The organism is Candidatus Thermoplasmatota archaeon (assembly GCA_018814355.1).
In the GTDB taxonomy this organism is placed as follows: Archaea; Thermoplasmatota; Thermoplasmata; order UBA10834; family UBA10834; genus COMBO-56-21.
This window is the reverse complement of sequence record JAHIZT010000079.1, coordinates 1-16,691: the sequence shown is the minus strand read 5'-3', so window position 1 is coordinate 16,691 and position 16,691 is coordinate 1. Positions and strand designations below refer to the sequence as shown.

Below are 16,691 nucleotides of genomic sequence, written 5' to 3'. Positions count from 1 at the left end.
CACATCAATGCCAGCATCAATCTGCTGCAGACAGCCATCTCGAACGGGATGGCAGGGGGTCTACGGTTCGACCCCGGCGCGTTCCAGCATGACGTGATGATGATCCTATACGAGCCAGCGATGGCCGCACGGTCGGAGCCGAATGGAACGAGTTGCATCGGAGAGGTGACCTGAGCGTCACCATCCGATAACGCAACAGAACCTCAATCTGGCCAATCTCGAGAGCCCATGGTGATGCACATGGTCGAACCAGTCGCCCATCAGAGTAATCGATAATACCCTCCAAGGCAATCGCCTCACCAATGGTTGATTCGTTGGACGCTCTTTTCAGGCCAAGGTCAGTAGCATTGATTGGCGCCTCTGCGAGCCCGGCAAAACTCAGCCATATAGCTCTCAGGAATCTCTCAAAGGGGAGATTCAGACTCTATCCTGTAAACCCGAATGAGGGAGAGATCCTAGGGCTGAGGTGTTACCCCAGCGTTCTGGCTATCCCAGGCGATGTCGACCTCGCGCTCATATCTCTTCCTGCCGTAGCTTCGGTCGCTCCTGTCAGACAATGCGTCGAGAAAGGTGTTGGCGTCGTGATCATCTCCGCATCCGGTTTCAGGGAGTCCGGGCCGGATGGGGAGAAGATGGAGAGGGAGTTGATGGCTGCAATCCGCGGCTCGAGCACCAGACTCTTGGGCCCCAACACTATGGGTGTGTATGTGCCCTCTAGTGGACTTGACACGCTATTCATATCCAGAGAGAAGAGCGTACGCCCTGGGAAGGGGGCGATTGCGGTGCTTTCCCAGAGCGGGGCGGTGTCCGTGTCTTTCTTGGAGAAGGCCGCGGAGGCCGGAATAGGGATTTCCGCATGCATAGGTCTGGGGAACAAGATCGATCTGAACGAGAACGAGCTCTTGCAGCATCTCTCATCCGACAAAGCGACCAAAAGTATCGCCCTCTATCTTGAATCGTTCTCAGATGGGCGCAAGTTCGTCGACGTCGTTCGAAAGGTAACAAAGGTCAAACCAGTCGTTGTGCTCAAATCGGGAAGGACGAAATCCGGGTCTGCCGCAGCAAGATCACACACCGGCGCACTCGCATCCTCGTCGGATGTCATGGTAGACGGCGTCATGAGGCAGGTCGGCGTTGTGAGAGCCTACGACGAGGAAGAGTTGATCGACCTGGCGAAGGCACTAGCCTATGTGGACCATATCGATGGTGACCGCATATGCGTTGTCGCGAGTGCGGGCGGATTCGGAGTAATTGGTGCAGACTATGTCGAGTCCCGGGAGCATGGTGCGGGACTCACGATGGCAAGGCTCTCTGAGATGACTCGCGACTCCATAAGGAAGGTGGTGCCCAGCTATTCCTCCGTTAGCAATCCAGTAGATCTCACAGCCGGTGTCACCGACGAGATGTACGATGCCGTTCTCAAGCGTTTGCAGGCGGACCCGGGAGTCGACGGGATCATGATGTCTCTCGAGCTCCAACCGCCAAACATCACGAGGAGGCTTGTGGATGTGGCGGAAAGGAGATCCAGATCGAGAGGGGCGCCAATCGTCATAAGCGCGTTCGGCGGCGCCAACACCCAGAGCCTATTGAGGGAGTTCGAAAAGCGCAGGGTGCCCGCGTATCCCACCATATGGCGCGCAATCAGAGCTCTCGCGGCCCTTCATAAAAGAGGGTTATACCTGAGGCGCTCAAAATAAAACGCATTCAGAAGACCCCTGTTGAGGCGTGCTCACGGATCATTCGGGGTCTTCTGGAATTGGTTTGAAGGAAGCAGTTTTCAGCCGCCGATTCTGAAGACTTTCGTGCCGCACTTCGGGCAGGTTCCCTTGGATGCAGGCTTTCCGTTCTTCAGCTTGACTTTTTTCGGGTCTTTCATCTCGACGGACTTCTTGCACTTAACACAGTAGGCCTTTGTCAAATTTCCCACCATCCCTGTATCGGCTCGTGTTAATATATAGTCTTTTGGATGATTTCCAGCATGCCGACCTCGAAGCGATTTCCCTCCTATCTGGCATCGGGAATTGAGCGTAGAATCGTTCTAGAGTGGCTCCACCCGAAAGTGAAATATAGTTCTCTGCCACGATTCCCAGTTCGAGGGGTGCGCTTCTATTGAGTCCAGTGGATGCGGTACGTGGTGAGGGCCGCAAGGATCCACGGGCCAACATCGTCTCCAAGATGACCTCCAACCAAATTGGGGTGAACCTTGGGAAGGGCATGGCAGACCCTTACGTCCCTTTTCTTGCTCTTGGACTAGGTGCCACTCCCCCCGAGCTCGGCTGGCTCCAGGCTTTCACCAACCTCTTTCCAGCCGTCATGCAGGTCCCTTGGGGGAAGCTGAGCGACTTCTTCGGGAGAAGGATACCGTTTCTCATCATCGGCGGAGTGATGTCGTTCGCACTCTACTTCTTCATGATGGGAGCGATGAATGCGTGGCAGCTCATCATCCTCGTGGCCATACAGATGTTCATCGGCTCAATGATGATCCCGACCTGGTCCGCCCTGGTGGGGGATGTCACCACAGTCAAGAATAGGGGCTCCACAATGGGGAGGTTCTTCGCGGCTTCATCATTGGCCAGCCTTATCGGTACCCTTTTCGCAGGCGCTGTCATACCGGACGCGGGCACCACATTCGAGCGGTTTGCGGTCCCGTTCTTCATCGCCGGGATCAGTGGCATCACAGGCTCGCTCATACTGTTCGAGATAATGGAGCAGAAGAGGCGTATGTTTGCCTCCCCAAAGACGCTCTTCAAATTCAGCCTCAGGTCTTTCGTCTTCATCTCTGACCTCTCCGAGAACAGGAACTTCAGGAACCTCGTCGTCCTCAACACAACCTTCAACTTCATCATGTCCATCATCTGGCCAATACTCATCCTTACGTATGTGTGGGTACTCCATGCAACCGCGTTCGAGATTGGTATCATGATCGTCATTTCCACGGGCTCGACCCTCTTCTTTCAGACGAAGGTCGGGAAGCTCCTGGATGTGATCGGCCCGATGCCCCAGATCCTTATCTCGAGGTTCGCATTCATATCGGTTCCAATCGTTACGGCGCTCGCAACACAGGTGTGGCACATCTACGCGCTCAATCTATTCCTCGGCTTCGCCAACGCAATGGCCAACGTCGCTTTTTTCGCTTACATACTCGACGTGGCCCCTGACGAGAAGAAGGGCGAGTACTTCGCCGTTTACAACACAATCTTAGGCATAGCCACATTCATCGGATCGATTATCGGTGGGTACCTGGCATGGTACTTCGTGAACTATTATGGAGGTGACTGGGTCCTCGGTCTCGGTGCGGTCTATGCCGTTTCCGCCTTGGGGAGAGCTGCATGTGCAGTCTGGTTCTTCAGACTGAAGGACCCGGTGACCTATCCAGATACACTGATTGGCGTGATCAAGAAGATGTTCAAGCGTTGGCGCGAACGTGGTTGGTCGCCACTATGATATTGATTGCTCACGCCACGCCCTGCACCAAAAAAATCAAATCGAAAAGGGTTTGGTGGCCTACTTCACGCGCTTGCCTGCGACGTAGGCTCTTATGGCCCTCCTCTCCGTCCTTGGGACGGTTAAGAGGGTCTTCTCCAGGCGTACGCGCCTGTATGTGTTCCAGAGTCTTGTAGCTCGCATTGCATCCACCTCCACAAAAGTGAAATCTCGGCTCAGTCCGCTCACGCAGAGTTCGCCGATCACTTGCAGGATGCTCGCGCTAGCCCGCTATCTATCGGGGCACAATCCAATCCGTTGCAGGTGTGCGCGAACATACTTATCGGTTAGACTGAGGCGCCTAGATTATAAGAGGGTTTGCCCGTTACCATCCGTTCGTATAACAATAATATTATAATAATCAATAGTTTAACCACGGTCAGTGCAAAAACGCCTTGGGTCGGGACTCAATGATGCATACTGGCCATGACTGCTATTGGTGCCTGCATCAACAGTCTATAATAGTATGTGCACATATAATATTATGCGAATATAATTCCAACTTGCGTCGAAATTCGTGCACCGGATGGTCCTTTTCGGAACTGCTCAGAAATGACCTCTCGTTGCTGAACGTGCAAGGGCGATTCAGCCCGAGAGCATGAGCATGATGCCTATGACGGTGAATGCGCCGATCAGGAGGACTCCAAGGAACCAAAGGGCTCTCCGATCTATCATGTATTCGGCATGCATGATTGACTCCTTGACTTATCTCTTTTATGATTTTGTCCGTTTTCTCAGAAAAGCGCAATATACAAGTTACGGGGATTCGGTCTCGGATGACCCTAGATTCATTGACTGCGCTTACGAGCAAAGAAAGGATTCTGCTGTATCTGACCGACTTCCGAGATGTTGAGAACAGGTTCGAGCTTCCTGCAGACCTGATTCAGCGGTCGATCGCCTATGGCACTGGAATCCAGCGGAAGCATCTCTCACAGTACCTCAGTGACCTCATCGACGAAGGCTTGATCATTGAGAGGAAAGCACACATACAAGGCATGAAGCAGAGGATGAACGGCTACTATCTGTCCACCAACGGCTACCCGAGGGCCATGGCGCTAAGGAAGAGGGTTGGCGACGAGCTCGTTCCTGTGAAGCAGAACGGCAAGATAGGAGAGATGAAGGTCAGTGACATAGATGATGCCACTTCTATCCACGTAACGCTATGCGATATAGTGCGCGAGGCCATAGTCGGTGGCGTGCTCGATATCTCCGTTCTTGAGACCGTTGAGTCTAGGAAGAGGCAGGCCCTTGAGGAGAAGGAGCAGGACACCGATATCTATAAGAGGGTTCTTCACACGGCCTGGCATGACGGCAAGGTTACCGCTACAGAAAGGTTCCTCGTTGAGGAACTCAGGAAGCACTTGAACATTAGCGATGAGCAGCACAGAGCGCTTGAACTTGAGATCATCAAGAAGCTTGCTCAAGATCACATGGAGTTCCGCAGGATCTACAAGACAGTTCTCGAGATCGCCCTAACCGACGGGGTCATCTCTGGCCCCGAAGAGGCCATCCTGGAGAACCTCCGTAAGCTGATGCGGCTGTCCAGAACGGAGCACGAAGAAATGCTGCAGGAGGTCGAATTGTCCTTCTGTGGACCTCCAGGGTGTGACAAGGACCTCCTGAAGGAGGCGATGCGCATGGTCAGGAAACAGAGGGACGAGTGAGGGCGATTCTAGGGAACCATCTTGAAGACCTTGTCGTGCGGTCTGACCCTTTCCTTGACCTTGATCCCCACCGACTGACCCGCGGAAGCGCTTGGAATCGGTTTTCTGTCGATCTCCATTGACTCTATCTTCTGTTCGAAGCTCGTTGTTGCCCCGACGATCTTGATTGTGTCGCCGATCGCGATTGTCCCGGACGTGATGTCCACCGCTGCCACGCTTGGTTTGGCGAAGAATATGCTGACCTTTCCGATCTCGACCTCTTGCACAGCACTCAACCTCGGCTTTCGAATCGTCTTACGGATATTTATCAGCTGTCAGTGACTTTGCCTGTCGGCCTCGCTGAAGAGCTGGTGCGTGTTAGCAGCCCTCTTCCGGAGCGCTGGCGAGTGAGTAATGGAGAATCAATACACGACAAGTTATAATAGGCCGGAGTATTTCACTAATTTGTCGCCCGTTGGGAATGCAATAGGGATGCACGATGCAGAACAACTCAGCAAAAACGAAGACCAGGCAGGCGGTAGAAGCCTGCCCGACCCCTCCGAGGTTCGCAGGGGAAATGCTGAGCGTTCTCACATATATCATGAAAGTCGAGCACCTGGATAGGGTGCTTCAGAAGATAGCATCAGCCATTGCCGACCTCTTTTCTGTGCGCTCCATGGTCATAGGCGTGCTCGATGAGAGCGAACAGATATTCCGCGTCAGAGCGACCTACGGCTATGAAGGCGACAAGGACAGGAATATCAAGAAGTTCACATACAGTCATGAACGGATGAAAACGGATCTCGAAGACAAGTACAAAATCGGGGAGGGGGTCTACCTCATCAGGCCGAATGCAGATCAGTTCATCAAGGGCGAGGAATCGTTCTACAGGAACATGCAGAACATAACGAAACCTCGAACAGACCCGTCAATATGGCACGAGCTCGACTATCTCAGGTTCGTCCTTTCGAACCGGGAAGGAGTGATGATAGGGTTCCTAGAGGTCAATGATGTCGCTGATGACAGGATTCCCGACAGTGCGACCGTCGAGGCGATGCAGATTTTCTCACAACTTGCAGCTGTAGCGATTGAGAACGCCACCGTGTACCAGAGGCAGGTGGAGATCGCCCAGAGATCCAAGTTCCTTGGAGACAACATCGGACACGATATCAACAATTTCAATCAGGCGGTCACAAGCTATCTCGAGTTGGCACGGTCCACAAAGGGCGTCCCTGAGAAAGCCGCGAACTACATGGAGCGTGCTTCGTCTTCGGCCTGGGGCATCAGTGAGCTCATACAGAGAGCGAACAAGCTTATCAAGATCGAGCAGGAGGGCGCCGAGAACCTTGGTCCTCTGGATCTGGGTGAGGTCCTCAAGGAGATTATCGCTGAGGTCTCAAGGAGCGTGGACGAGAAGGAGGTCAAATTCGACTTGAAGGTCGGTAACCACCGATACTTCGTCATGGGCAACGAGCTCGCTGACGAGATATTCACGAACATACTCAGGAACGCTGTTGAGTACGACCCTCACGATAAGATCATCGTGGACGTAAGCATAGGCGAGTTCACGGTGGAACCCAGACGGTACTGGTGCGTGTCAGTTGCTGACAACGGCATAGGCATCCCTGACTCCAAGAAGAACATCGTATTCGGCAGGTTCAATACGGGCGACGAGCGCCCTCCGGCAACCGGGCTTGGACTTTCGATCGTGAGGGCGATAGTCGAGGCCTATCACGGGATGGTCTGGGTCGAGGACAGAGTGCCAGGGGACCCGTCCAAGGGGAGCGTTTTCAGAGTGGCTCTTCCAATGGCATCCGCGAAGTGAATCGCAGTCTCGTTGTCCAACCTGTCCGACATCGGAGAAGGTTTATTCTCAGATTCTCGATAGGGGTTGACGTTGAGAACGATGAAGCTCGGAGGAAAGGTGGCGCTCATCACCGGCGGAAGTGAGGGCATGGGCTATGCGACCGCGAAGCTGTTCCTGGAGGAGGGTGCCAAGGTCGTCATAACTGGCAGGTCGAAGGAGAAGGGTATCAAGGCACTGAGGAAGCTTAGGAAGGTGGGCGAAGCTGAGTTCATCCAAGGGGATGTATCCAAGAGCTCGGATGCCAAGAGGATGGTGGATGGCACGGCTGCCATCTTCGGCAGGATCGACATACTGTTCAACAACGCTGGAGTCTTCATGCAAAGGCTCGCGGAGGACATGACGGAGGCGGAGTGGGACAAGGTCATCGGCACCAATCTCAAGGGAACGTTCCTAGTGTCCAAATTCGCCATCCCATACATGAAGAAGCAGCACCAGGGCGTCATAATAAACAACTCGTCAGATGCGGGCCTAATCGGCAACAGGGAGTGCCCGGCATATTGTGCCTCGAAGGGTGGGATCACCGTGATGACCAAGGCAATGGCTCTGGACTATGCCAAACACAACATACGTGTCAATAGCGTGAACCCAGGGACTGTACGTACCCCCATGCTCGACAAAGAGGTCCGTGCCTCGGGCGACCCAGAATCCTACCTTGAGCACGAATGTGGAATACACCCGGTCGGACGTCTCGGCAGACCCGAGGAGATCGCGCAGGCAGTTCTGTTCCTCGCATCGGACGAGGCCTCATTCGTCACGGGTGCTGCCCTATCCGTCGACGGGGGCACCACCGCACAGTGAGCCCTCAGAGCACGTAGTAGACTAGATAGACGAGTTCGCCTGACAGGAATGCGACGAACCAGAGGATGTACAGCGGGGTCGCGAGTTTCCTGTGCCATATGTTCGGTTTTCTCTTCCTCCACTGCCAAATGCCGGTGGTCAGGATTCCGAGTTCAAGCAGGATCACAACGGCCGCGACGATGCCGTGAATGGCGAAGTACGCGATGAGCCCGGGATGGATGTCGATTATCCCGCCTTCGACCTGTCCTCCGAACAGCCTGAACAGCATATAGAATATCGACATGCCGAGATCCCAAACGATTCCAGTTGTACCCGTCAGCTTGTGGTACGGCAGTCTCCTCTTGCCGCTGTAGTACGCATGGGTGAACAGAAACGCGACCGGGATCAGCGCAACCCCGATGAACGTGCTGATGAAAGGAGCTTCAGACATGTGAAGGGGCAGGTCACGGACGATAATCAATTTTTGCAATGGAGTAGCTTGGGCTCGAGGGCCAGTGAACCGGACGGGGTTGTCTCTCCCGTGTGGGTTGAGTCGCGAGTATCTATGGTCCTCATTCCTTCCTGAATGCTCATCGTCCGGTTCGCTGCAGGATTATCCGTGGAAGATCCTATATCCGCGATGCCGCCTGTTCCATACCAGGGGACGGTGATGCCGTTGGAGAGCAGCAAGACGGGCGCGTTGGAAACACTGAGGAACGCCATCCAGATGGAGATTGAAGGAAAGGATTTCTTTGAGCGCGCTATTGGAATGGTGGAACATCAGCGCTCCAAGGACACTTTCATCAGCCTCGTGAAACAAGAGCAGAGGCATGTCGACATACTGGCCGAGGAGCTGAGACGGCTGGAACACGGAGGAGAATGGGCGTCGTTGCAGGATATGAAGCGAAGCGCCCCTACATTCGCGAGGGTTTCGGTCTTCCAGGACAAGGCCTTCAGGCATCTGAAGCTCAGCCCGGACGCGGGTGAACTCGATGTCCTGAAAGTAGGCATAGAAGTCGAGCAGAAGTCGATCGAGTACTACAGGAGCGCAGGCTCCCGCACGGATGACACGAGGGCAAGGGAGGTCTTCAACTGGCTCGTCGGGGAGGAGGCTGGGCACCTGACGATCCTCAACGCTGAGTATGAGAACAGGACCAAATCTGGGTTCTATTACGACAATATGGAGTTCAGCCTCGAGACCTTCTGAGGGTTCAGATGGTGCCGTTCCTGATTGCTTCTACCGTCAGGATGAGGTCGGAGAATATCGCATATGCGGTCTGTGAGACCTCTCCACTCCCCTCAATGATCGTCAGGTCACCCATGAGGTCCGTCTTGATCGTGAGTGCGCTCGAAGTCCCATCAACCGACCATAATGGGCTGTCAGGCCCCACCATCTGAGGGCTGACCGACAGTTCGACCGACTCGCCCACTGGTTTTGCACTGGCAATCAGCTTGATCTTCTTACCCTTCTTCGCGGCCGCCTCGATATCCGCGCTCGTGATTTCTCTAATGCCTTTCCGTGCGACCTTCTTCGGGTCTGTGTCAGCGTCCATTAGGACATTCGCAAGGGCTGCGATCTTCGCGGATGCGTCCCAGCCGTCGATGTCCAACGACGGGTCAGCTTCGGCGATCCCTCTCGATTGGGCCTCTCTGATGGCGGCATCCATCGTCATGCCAACATCCATCTTGGCGAGCACGAAGTTGGAGGTGCTGTTGAGTATCCCCTCGAGGCCAGTTATCTCACAACCGGGCAGGGTCTTCTCCACCAGGTTGAAGATCGGGGTGCCGTCCATGACCGTGCCCTCGAACCTGAAGTGCACTCCTCTGGACCTGGCCATGTTCCTTAGGTCCTTGTATGCATGGGCTATCGGTCCTTTGTTCGCCGTGATCACATCCATGCTCATGTTGAACGCAGCCTTGATGTGGTCAATCGCTGGCTGTCCGGTCTCGACGTTCAGAGTCGTGAGCTCGACCATCATGTCCGCATCGGTCTTGCCGATTATTTCCATCGGAGAGAGTTGAGTGTTCTCGGGTCCGAACCCCTTGAGATTACCTTGGTCTTTGAAATGTCCAAGCACCTTCTCGAGGTCAAGAGCTCGATTCGAGATTAGCGAACCCCGACTCTTCGTAGCTATTGCGAGCACCTCGACGTCCAATCCCTTGTTCTTCAAGAGCCATTCGCGTTTCGAAAGCAGTAGGCGGACGAACTCCTTGCCAACGTTCCCAAAACCGATTACCACAAGTCTCAGTATCATTGAGTCAACGCATCCGTGATTCCGTCAATGGGCGCTCTGCGCACGGACAAGTTCGAAGATGCCGAGCAATGAGAACGGTCGATTCAAACCTTGGTGAACTCGTCCTTCCCTGCGCCGCACTCAGGGCAGGTCCAGTCTTTAGGCAAATCCTCGAAAGCCGTGCCCGGTTCGATGTTCTGGGTAGGATCCCCCTTCTCCGGGTCGTAGATGTATCCACAGACATTACACTGGTAGTTGTCCATGATGCTCGTTGGGACGATATTCAGATATAACTACTTGACTTTGTTGGGCGCAGTCGAGCGGCTTGGCACTTGATGATCGGACTGAAAGTGTTGCCGTTGCGTCATCGCCTTGAGACGAACAGGAGACTGCTCTCTCGGAGAAACGTGCGGCCCGAGATCTGATAGACGACTTTCAGAATTCGGAATCGAAATTCGAAATTATAGTCACGATTATGGGCGGATGTTTGAATTTCGACTGAGGAAAATCGCCTTGTTTCTGTTCGAAGAGATATGCTTAAGTACATTCTTGCTAGTCTAGGCCGCCGGGGGACTGAGGCTCCTTCAGGCCTCTTCGGAGCGCTTGACGGACTCTCAAGTCGGGACGCAGAGATCGATGAATCTTGGTCAGGTGTTTGAATGAACATAGGCAAATTCAAGTGGTTGTTTGGCAGAAACAGCGAATTCTGGCCGACGAACATGAAGACTGGCATGTGGGCATGGGTCGGGCACAGGCTAACTGGCCTCGCACTCGTCGTCTACGTTTTCATGCACCTGTCGTTCTTGACAACGGCATCACTGAGCGAGGGCGGAGCGGACTTCGACAAGCTGATGGCGACGACCTCTCAGCCGCTCTTCGTCGCCATGGACTTCATGCTGGTAATCATCGTGATATATCATGCGATGAACGGCTTCAGGATCATGCTCTTCGACCTCGGCGTCGGCATCAGACGCCAGAAGCTTGTTTTCTGGATATGCATGGCCGTTTCCGCCGTGCTCATAGTCGGCGGTCTCTGGGCTATATGGCATCTGGTAATCGTGCCAGGGGGTGCATAATATGGATGAGAAGAGAATAGCGACATCCAAAGTCGCAGGGACCTGGGCGTGGTTCTTCCAGAGGGTCTCGGCAGTGCTGTTGTTGGTCTTTCTTGCGATTCACATCTACGTTGCCCACTTCATGGGTGTTGGCGATGAAACGAGTGGCGATGCTTTGATCACATTTAGTGATGTGAGCGTGCGACTGGATCAACTGATATACATCATTGTAGACTATGGAATGCTCTCCATGGTACTTCTTCATGGACTCAACGGGTTCAGGACCGTGATGTTCGACTTCGACATGTTCGTGAAGAGGAAGAAGCTGGTCGACGTCGCCCTCTGGGTTGTCGGGATTGCGACTCTCATCTGGGGCATCGTGATCCTAATCCCCTTCATAGTTGGCTAGGAAGGTTGATCAAGTGTACTACCACAAGATTCTGGTAATCGGCGGGGGTCTAGCAGGTCTAAGAGCGGCAGTCGAGGCAGCTCCGAAGACAGATGTGGCCATCATCTCGCAGGTGCACCCCGTGAGGTCCCACTCCGGAGCTGCTCAGGGAGGAGTCAACGCCTCTCTGGCGAACAATCCTGCGGCCGCTGATGACAACTGGGAGAAGCACGGGTTCGATACCATCAAGGGCAGCGATTACCTTGCGGACCAAGACGCTGCCGAGATGATGACGAAGGAAGCCCCCGGCTGCATCTATGAGATGGAGCACTGGGGCTGCCCGTTCTCGAGGACGGACGAGGGCAAGATCGCTCAGAGGCCGTTCGGAGGCGCTGGCTACCCAAGGACATGCTTCGCGACGGACAAGACCGGTCTCTACATGTTGCACACGCTCTGGGAGCGCTCGGTCAAGCTGAATGTCCCGCTCTACGAAGACAGGGTCCTCGTGGACGTCGTACTCGAAGGCGATGCGTGCAGGGGAGTCATCTGCTGGAACCTGAAGACTGGGGAGCTCGAGCCGTTCATGGCCGAAGCCGTCATATTCGCCACCGGTGGGAGCGGTCAGATCTACGGCAGGTCGACCAACGCGCTGATCAGCTCGGGATCGGCGCTCGCGGCCGCGTTCAGGCGCGGAGTACCTCTGAAGGACATGGAGTTCATCCAGTTCCACCCGACCTCGCTGTTCGGGACGAACATCCTGATGACTGAGGGTGCCAGAGGCGAAGGCGGATACCTTATCAACTCCCTCGGCGAGAGGTTCATGTCGAAGTACGCTCCGAAGGTGATGGAGCTGGGGCCCAGAGACATTGTCTCTCGATCGATTCAGACCGAGATCAACGAGGGCAGGGGCATAGACGGCAAGGACTACGTCTACCTCGACCTCAGGCACCTTGGGAGAGAGAAGATACTGGAAAGGCTCCCGGGCATCAGGGACCTCGCGATCAACTTCGTCGGAGTCGACCCGATCGAGAAGCCCGTCCCGATCCAGCCCGGACAACACTACACCATGGGTGGCATAGACACGGACGTCAACGGCCTCACAAAGTTCAAGGGCCTATACGCCGCGGGCGAGTGCGCATGCGTGAGCGTTCACGGCGCGAACAGGCTCGGAGGCAATTCGCTGCTCGACACGGTTGTGTTCGGCAAGATCTCCGGCAGGGTCGCCGCTGATTATGTGCTCTCGAAGAAGGAACAGAAGCAGGGCGAGGCTGCGATCCAGAAGTGTATGAGAGAGACGAAGGCGAGGGTCGACGAGTTCCTGTCGAGGAACGGCATGGAGAACCATGCCGACATCAGAGCCGAGATGAAGGAGGCCATGATCATCAAGGTCGGCATATTCAGGAGCAAGGAGCTGATGGACCAGGCCCATGCCAAGATAAAGGAGCTTAAGGATCGGTACAAGCGCATAACCATCCAGAACAAGGGCAAAACGTTTAATGTGGATCTCATCCGTGCGCTCGAGCTTGAAGGCATGCTCGATGTGGCGGAGGTGATCGTGGTCGGCGCCTTGAAGAGGGAGGAGAGCAGGGGTGCGCACTCTAGGCTCGACTTCAAGGAGAGGGACGATGTCAAGTTCTTGAAGCACACAATCGCGACCTATTCCCCAAGCGGAACGGTGATATCCTATTCTCCAGTCAAGCTTGGCAAGTACAAACCAGAAGCAAGGAGGTACTGAGATGACCCGAGGCGACATCACCCTAAAGGTCCAGCGTTTCGATCCGTCGGCCGACAAGCTGCCCTACTGGCAGAAGTACCAGGTCGAGATCAAGCCCGGGATGACGGTCCTGGACGCCCTGTTCGAGGTGCTCAACCATCAGGACGGCACGCTCGCGTTCAGGTTCTGCTGCAGAGCGGGCGTCTGCGGTTCGTGCGCGATGGTCATAGCTGGGAAGATCAGGCTGGCTTGTGAAACCCAGATCAGCCAGTTCCTGAAACTCAACGAGGTCATGTTGAGCCCGCTGCCGCACCAGAAGATCGTGAAGGACCTCGCTGTGGACTATGACCTGTTCTTCGACCGGCTGAAAGCCGTGAAACCGTATCTGGTTGGGAAGGAACCGTACCCGGACAAGGAGTACATCCAAATGCCCAAGGAGAGGGTGCCCATCAACGATCCGATCGACTGCATCATGTGCGGTTCGTGCACGAGCGCGTGCACGATGGCCTGGCTGAACACGGGGTATCTCGGTCCTGCAGCGCTGCTCAAGTCCTACAGGTTCTTGGTTGACACGAGGGACACCATCCCTGACGAGCGCTTGGACATCATCGAGAGCGAGAACGGCGTGTGGAGGTGCCACACGCAGTTCAACTGCGTCGAAGTGTGTCCCAGGAAGCTCAACCCGACCGAAGCTATACAGAGGCAGAAGATCAAGGCCATCAAGAGGAAACTCTTCGGCCGGAAGAAGCGGGCCTGAGCGCATCAGACACAAATGAGAAGAGGGGACCACTGGCCCCCTCTAATCAATTCCTTAGGTCATCCTGCCAGCGTTCAGGATGATAGACTGCATTTGGAAAAATGGAATTGATGTTGCGCTACTCAGCGCAACGGAGTTTGAACGAGGAAAGGCCTACTTCCTCTTCTTTTCCTTAAGAGATGTGAAGAAGTCGTGGTGGTCCTCTTCCTGCTCGAGGATCTCCTCGAATATGAACCTCGTCGTGGGGTCTCCCTCGGCGTCCGCGGCCTTCTCGATGTCTTTGTACATCTTGATGGCCTCTAGCTCGGCCTTGATGTCGAGATCGACCATCTCCCAGAGTTCCTTGCCCACCTTGATGGATGTAGGTTTGGTGGTCGGCACGCCCCCCAGATACCACAATCGCTCAGCGATCTTCTCAGCGTGCTTCATCTCTTCGACCGCGATTTCCTTGAACTTGTCACTCACGGCGTAATGATCTACTCCCATCCACTGCACATGCTGCCACATGTACTGGATGGAGACCTGTATCTCTCGGGCTATTGCCCCGTTCAACATATCTTTCAACTTCTGCGATGTCAAGTTGCTTCCTCCTTTTATCTATTTCCGGTGCCCTTAACACACTTCGAGGGGCACTCTTCTCGCTACGGGGCGACGAACGCCGTTGGCCGTCTTAAACCTTTAGGCGAATGGCGGTTTGGAGGGTGATTTGGAGGGACTTTAAAGCCTCGCAATGCGATTGCACTCCAGAGTTGATGAGATGGCCAGGATGCGCGTACAGTTCAAGGGCGGAGAATCCATTACTATCCAGCTCAGGCCCGAGCCGACGCCGACTATTGAGGCACTCCTGACTGCGGTTCCGTTCTCATCCAATGCTAGCACTTGGGGGGACGAGGTCTACTTCAGCGCCCCTTTCCACGCAGAGCTGGAGACGGATGCGCGCGTTGAGATGGAGATCGGTGACGTGGCCTTCTGGCCGGACGGCGATGCCATCGCAGTCTTCTTCGGGCGGACGCCGGCAAGCGTGGACGACAAACCGAGGGCCTATAGTCTCTGTAATCTCATTGGAACTCTAGAAGGGGACATCTCGGCCCTGAAACGAGTCAAGCCAGGCTCCAGTCTGGAGGTAGCGCACGCAAGATAGCTCTCTCATTGGCAAGTGTACCCGCCATCGACAGAGAAGGCCGCGCCGGTAATGAAGCTCGCCTGGTCCGATGCCAGGAAGAGGACGGCATTCGCCACCTCAGAAGGCACGCCCAGCCGGCCGATGGGGTGATATTCGCACAGCTCCTTCCTGTACTCCTCGACGGGCATCTTCCTCGACCTCGCCTCCTGCCTGAACATCGGCGTGTCGATTTCTCCTGGGCAGACGCAGTTGACCCTGATGTTCTTCTTTGCATAGTCAAGGGCCATGCACTTCGTCATCAGGACGACTGCCCCCTTGGATGTGTTGTATGCGATGGCGTTTCTGTCTCCCACGAGGCCGCTGCAGGATGCGTTGTTGACTATTGTGCCCTTCCTCTGCTTGAGCATGATTGGAACCACCTCCTTTGACATCAGGAATACGCCCTTCACATTGACTGCCATGATCCGATCCCAATCCTTCTCAGTGACATCCTCGACAGTCCCTTCCACAAGGATGCCCGCGTTGTTGAACAACACATCGATCCGGCCCAGCTTCGCCTTGGCCGTGCTGACCATCTTCTTGACGTCCGATGATTTGGTGACATCGCCGGTTAGAATCAATGGCGTGAAGCCCTTCTTCTTCAGCTCCTTGAAGGCGGCCTCGCCGTTCTCTTCTGAGACATCGAGGATAGCGACCTTCGCACCTTCCTCCAAGAATCGCTCCGCAGTCGCCTTGCCTATCCCTGAGGCGCCACCTGTAACGATGACTCCCTTGCCCTTGAACCTTCTCTCCGACAGAACCATCAGACCCGAAGCCGAATACGCGGAGCTCCAATTAAGCTTGCGGGATGCCCAGCCAGCAACTACAAATAACAGCTGGGTGGTTCGTCGGTGCGATGGCCCTGAAGGTCCTCGGAATACTTGGCAGTCCTTGCAAGGATGGAAACACCGCATCTCTCTTGAACGCAGTTCTGGACGGCGCGAGGGAGGCTGGTGCCGAGACTGAACGCATGGACCTGGTCGATCTGACGGTCAACCCATGCATGGAGTGTAGGGAGTGCGATTCTGGCAAGGGTTGCAGGCAACACAACGACGACATGACCGCAATCTACCGCAAGATTCGCGAGGTAGACGCCATCGTCATGGCTTCCCCGATATTCTTCATGGGTGTGACAGCTCAGATGAAGGCCATGATAGACAGATGCCAATGCTTCTGGATTGAGCGATACCTGCAGCACATAAGGGTGTACGATGGCAGGAGACGCCCCAAGGGATTGTTCGTTTCATGCGCTGGCTCACCGAAGCCGCAGATCTTCGAGCCAGCAATTCATGTCGTCAAAGCGTTCTTCGCAGCCATCGACTACGAATACGCTGGTGAGGTGGTCCTAGGTCACACGGATGATCCTGAGCTAGGGTCGAGATATAGCGGGGTACTGGAGGCGGCCAGAGTAGCGGGTCGCAGAATCTGCGAGCAGCGTTGAATGGTTCAAAAAGAACCTGCCATCTTCCGTGACAGAGACGATCTTGCCGTCCAAGCGCTCGACCTTGGCATTCACTCCCTGAGCTGACTGATCGCGGTCAAAGGTCCTTCATCATTACGGCGGGGAAGCAGCTTTTCTGGTATTGGCGGCAGACAAGGCAATTGTCCAAT

Annotated in this window: 19 protein-coding genes; 12 read left to right on the top strand and 7 right to left on the bottom strand. The window is 54.9% G+C overall.

What is annotated here, in order from left to right:
- The first annotated feature begins 302 nt into the window (after window positions 1-302).
- On the top strand, window positions 303-1,697 hold the full coding sequence (locus KJ653_05745; GenBank protein MBU0685333.1) for a CoA-binding protein: 1,395 nt from the start codon (window positions 303-305) through the stop codon (window positions 1,695-1,697).
- Window positions 1,698-1,777: 80 nt separating this feature from the next.
- Here the strand turns inward: KJ653_05745 and KJ653_05740 are convergent, their stop codons facing one another.
- Complete coding sequence (locus tag KJ653_05740) at window positions 1,778-1,930, bottom strand: hypothetical protein (protein MBU0685332.1); 153 nt, start codon at window positions 1,928-1,930, stop codon at window positions 1,778-1,780.
- A gap of 179 nt (window positions 1,931-2,109) precedes the next feature.
- Here KJ653_05740 and KJ653_05735 point away from each other — a divergent pair, with 179 nt between their 5' ends.
- Both KJ653_05735 and KJ653_05730 read left to right on the top strand, forming a co-directional pair.
- The gene (locus KJ653_05735; protein MBU0685331.1) at window positions 2,110-3,444 is read left to right on the top strand and encodes an MFS transporter; all 1,335 of its coding nucleotides are present in this window, start codon (window positions 2,110-2,112) and stop codon (window positions 3,442-3,444) included.
- Window positions 3,445-4,259: 815 nt separating this feature from the next.
- The gene (locus KJ653_05730) at window positions 4,260-5,147 is read left to right on the top strand and encodes a TerB family tellurite resistance protein (protein ID MBU0685330.1); all 888 of its coding nucleotides are present in this window, start codon (window positions 4,260-4,262) and stop codon (window positions 5,145-5,147) included.
- An 8-nt stretch (window positions 5,148-5,155) separates the two neighbouring features.
- Here KJ653_05730 and KJ653_05725 read toward each other — a convergent pair whose 3' ends face one another.
- A complete protein-coding gene (locus KJ653_05725; protein MBU0685329.1) occupies window positions 5,156-5,413 on the bottom strand; it encodes a translation elongation factor-like protein in 258 nt (85 codons plus the stop codon).
- Between the two features lie 212 nt (window positions 5,414-5,625).
- Between KJ653_05725 and KJ653_05720 the strand changes: the two genes are divergently transcribed.
- Window positions 5,626-6,951, top strand: coding sequence for a HAMP domain-containing histidine kinase (locus KJ653_05720; GenBank protein ID MBU0685328.1), 1,326 nt, complete (start codon window positions 5,626-5,628; stop codon window positions 6,949-6,951).
- 81 nt (window positions 6,952-7,032) lie between these two features.
- A complete protein-coding gene (locus tag KJ653_05715) occupies window positions 7,033-7,791 on the top strand; it encodes an SDR family oxidoreductase (GenBank protein ID MBU0685327.1) in 759 nt (252 codons plus the stop codon).
- Window positions 7,792-7,795: 4 nt separating this feature from the next.
- On the opposite strand, the gene KJ653_05710 is transcribed toward KJ653_05715, so the two are convergent.
- On the bottom strand, window positions 7,796-8,221 hold the full coding sequence (locus KJ653_05710; GenBank protein MBU0685326.1) for a hypothetical protein: 426 nt from the start codon (window positions 8,219-8,221) through the stop codon (window positions 7,796-7,798).
- Window positions 8,222-8,389: 168 nt separating this feature from the next.
- On the opposite strand from KJ653_05710, the gene KJ653_05705 reads away from it, so the two are divergent.
- Window positions 8,390-8,977: a ferritin family protein gene (locus KJ653_05705; protein ID MBU0685325.1), complete on the top strand. Its 588-nt coding sequence runs from the start codon at window positions 8,390-8,392 to the stop codon at window positions 8,975-8,977.
- A gap of 4 nt (window positions 8,978-8,981) precedes the next feature.
- On the opposite strand, the gene KJ653_05700 is transcribed toward KJ653_05705, so the two are convergent.
- Window positions 8,982-10,025 (bottom strand): homoserine dehydrogenase, encoded by a 1,044-nt coding sequence (locus KJ653_05700; GenBank protein ID MBU0685324.1) that lies wholly within the window; start codon window positions 10,023-10,025, stop codon window positions 8,982-8,984.
- Window positions 10,026-10,108: 83 nt separating this feature from the next.
- Window positions 10,109-10,267 carry a rubredoxin gene (locus KJ653_05695; protein MBU0685323.1) on the bottom strand — a complete coding sequence of 53 codons (159 nt, stop codon included), beginning with the start codon at window positions 10,265-10,267 and terminating at the stop codon, window positions 10,109-10,111.
- A 396-nt stretch (window positions 10,268-10,663) separates the two neighbouring features.
- On the opposite strand from KJ653_05695, the gene sdhC reads away from it, so the two are divergent.
- The 4 genes from sdhC to KJ653_05675 are packed head-to-tail and all read left to right on the top strand — an operon-like array spanning window position 10,664 to window position 13,918.
- Window positions 10,664-11,080, top strand: coding sequence for a succinate dehydrogenase, cytochrome b556 subunit (gene sdhC / locus KJ653_05690; GenBank protein ID MBU0685322.1), 417 nt, complete (start codon window positions 10,664-10,666; stop codon window positions 11,078-11,080).
- A gap of 1 nt (window position 11,081) precedes the next feature.
- On the top strand, window positions 11,082-11,468 hold the full coding sequence (locus tag KJ653_05685) for a hypothetical protein (protein MBU0685321.1): 387 nt from the start codon (window positions 11,082-11,084) through the stop codon (window positions 11,466-11,468).
- A 13-nt stretch (window positions 11,469-11,481) separates the two neighbouring features.
- Entirely contained in the window at window positions 11,482-13,182 is a 1,701-nt protein-coding gene (locus tag KJ653_05680) for an FAD-binding protein (GenBank protein MBU0685320.1), read from the top strand.
- Window position 13,183: 1 nt separating this feature from the next.
- The gene (locus tag KJ653_05675; protein MBU0685319.1) at window positions 13,184-13,918 is read left to right on the top strand and encodes a succinate dehydrogenase iron-sulfur subunit; all 735 of its coding nucleotides are present in this window, start codon (window positions 13,184-13,186) and stop codon (window positions 13,916-13,918) included.
- Window positions 13,919-14,071: 153 nt separating this feature from the next.
- On the opposite strand, the gene KJ653_05670 is transcribed toward KJ653_05675, so the two are convergent.
- On the bottom strand, window positions 14,072-14,497 hold the full coding sequence (locus tag KJ653_05670) for a ferritin (protein MBU0685318.1): 426 nt from the start codon (window positions 14,495-14,497) through the stop codon (window positions 14,072-14,074).
- Between the two features lie 187 nt (window positions 14,498-14,684).
- Here KJ653_05670 and KJ653_05665 point away from each other — a divergent pair, with 187 nt between their 5' ends.
- Window positions 14,685-15,059, top strand: a complete 375-nt coding sequence (locus KJ653_05665; protein ID MBU0685317.1) for a hypothetical protein — start codon at window positions 14,685-14,687, stop codon at window positions 15,057-15,059.
- Between the two features lie 5 nt (window positions 15,060-15,064).
- Here the strand turns inward: KJ653_05665 and KJ653_05660 are convergent, their stop codons facing one another.
- Window positions 15,065-15,844, bottom strand: coding sequence for a glucose 1-dehydrogenase (locus KJ653_05660; protein MBU0685316.1), 780 nt, complete (start codon window positions 15,842-15,844; stop codon window positions 15,065-15,067).
- A gap of 92 nt (window positions 15,845-15,936) precedes the next feature.
- Between KJ653_05660 and KJ653_05655 the strand changes: the two genes are divergently transcribed.
- A complete protein-coding gene (locus KJ653_05655) occupies window positions 15,937-16,521 on the top strand; it encodes a flavodoxin family protein (protein MBU0685315.1) in 585 nt (194 codons plus the stop codon).
- Window positions 16,522-16,691: the final 170 nt, after the last annotated feature.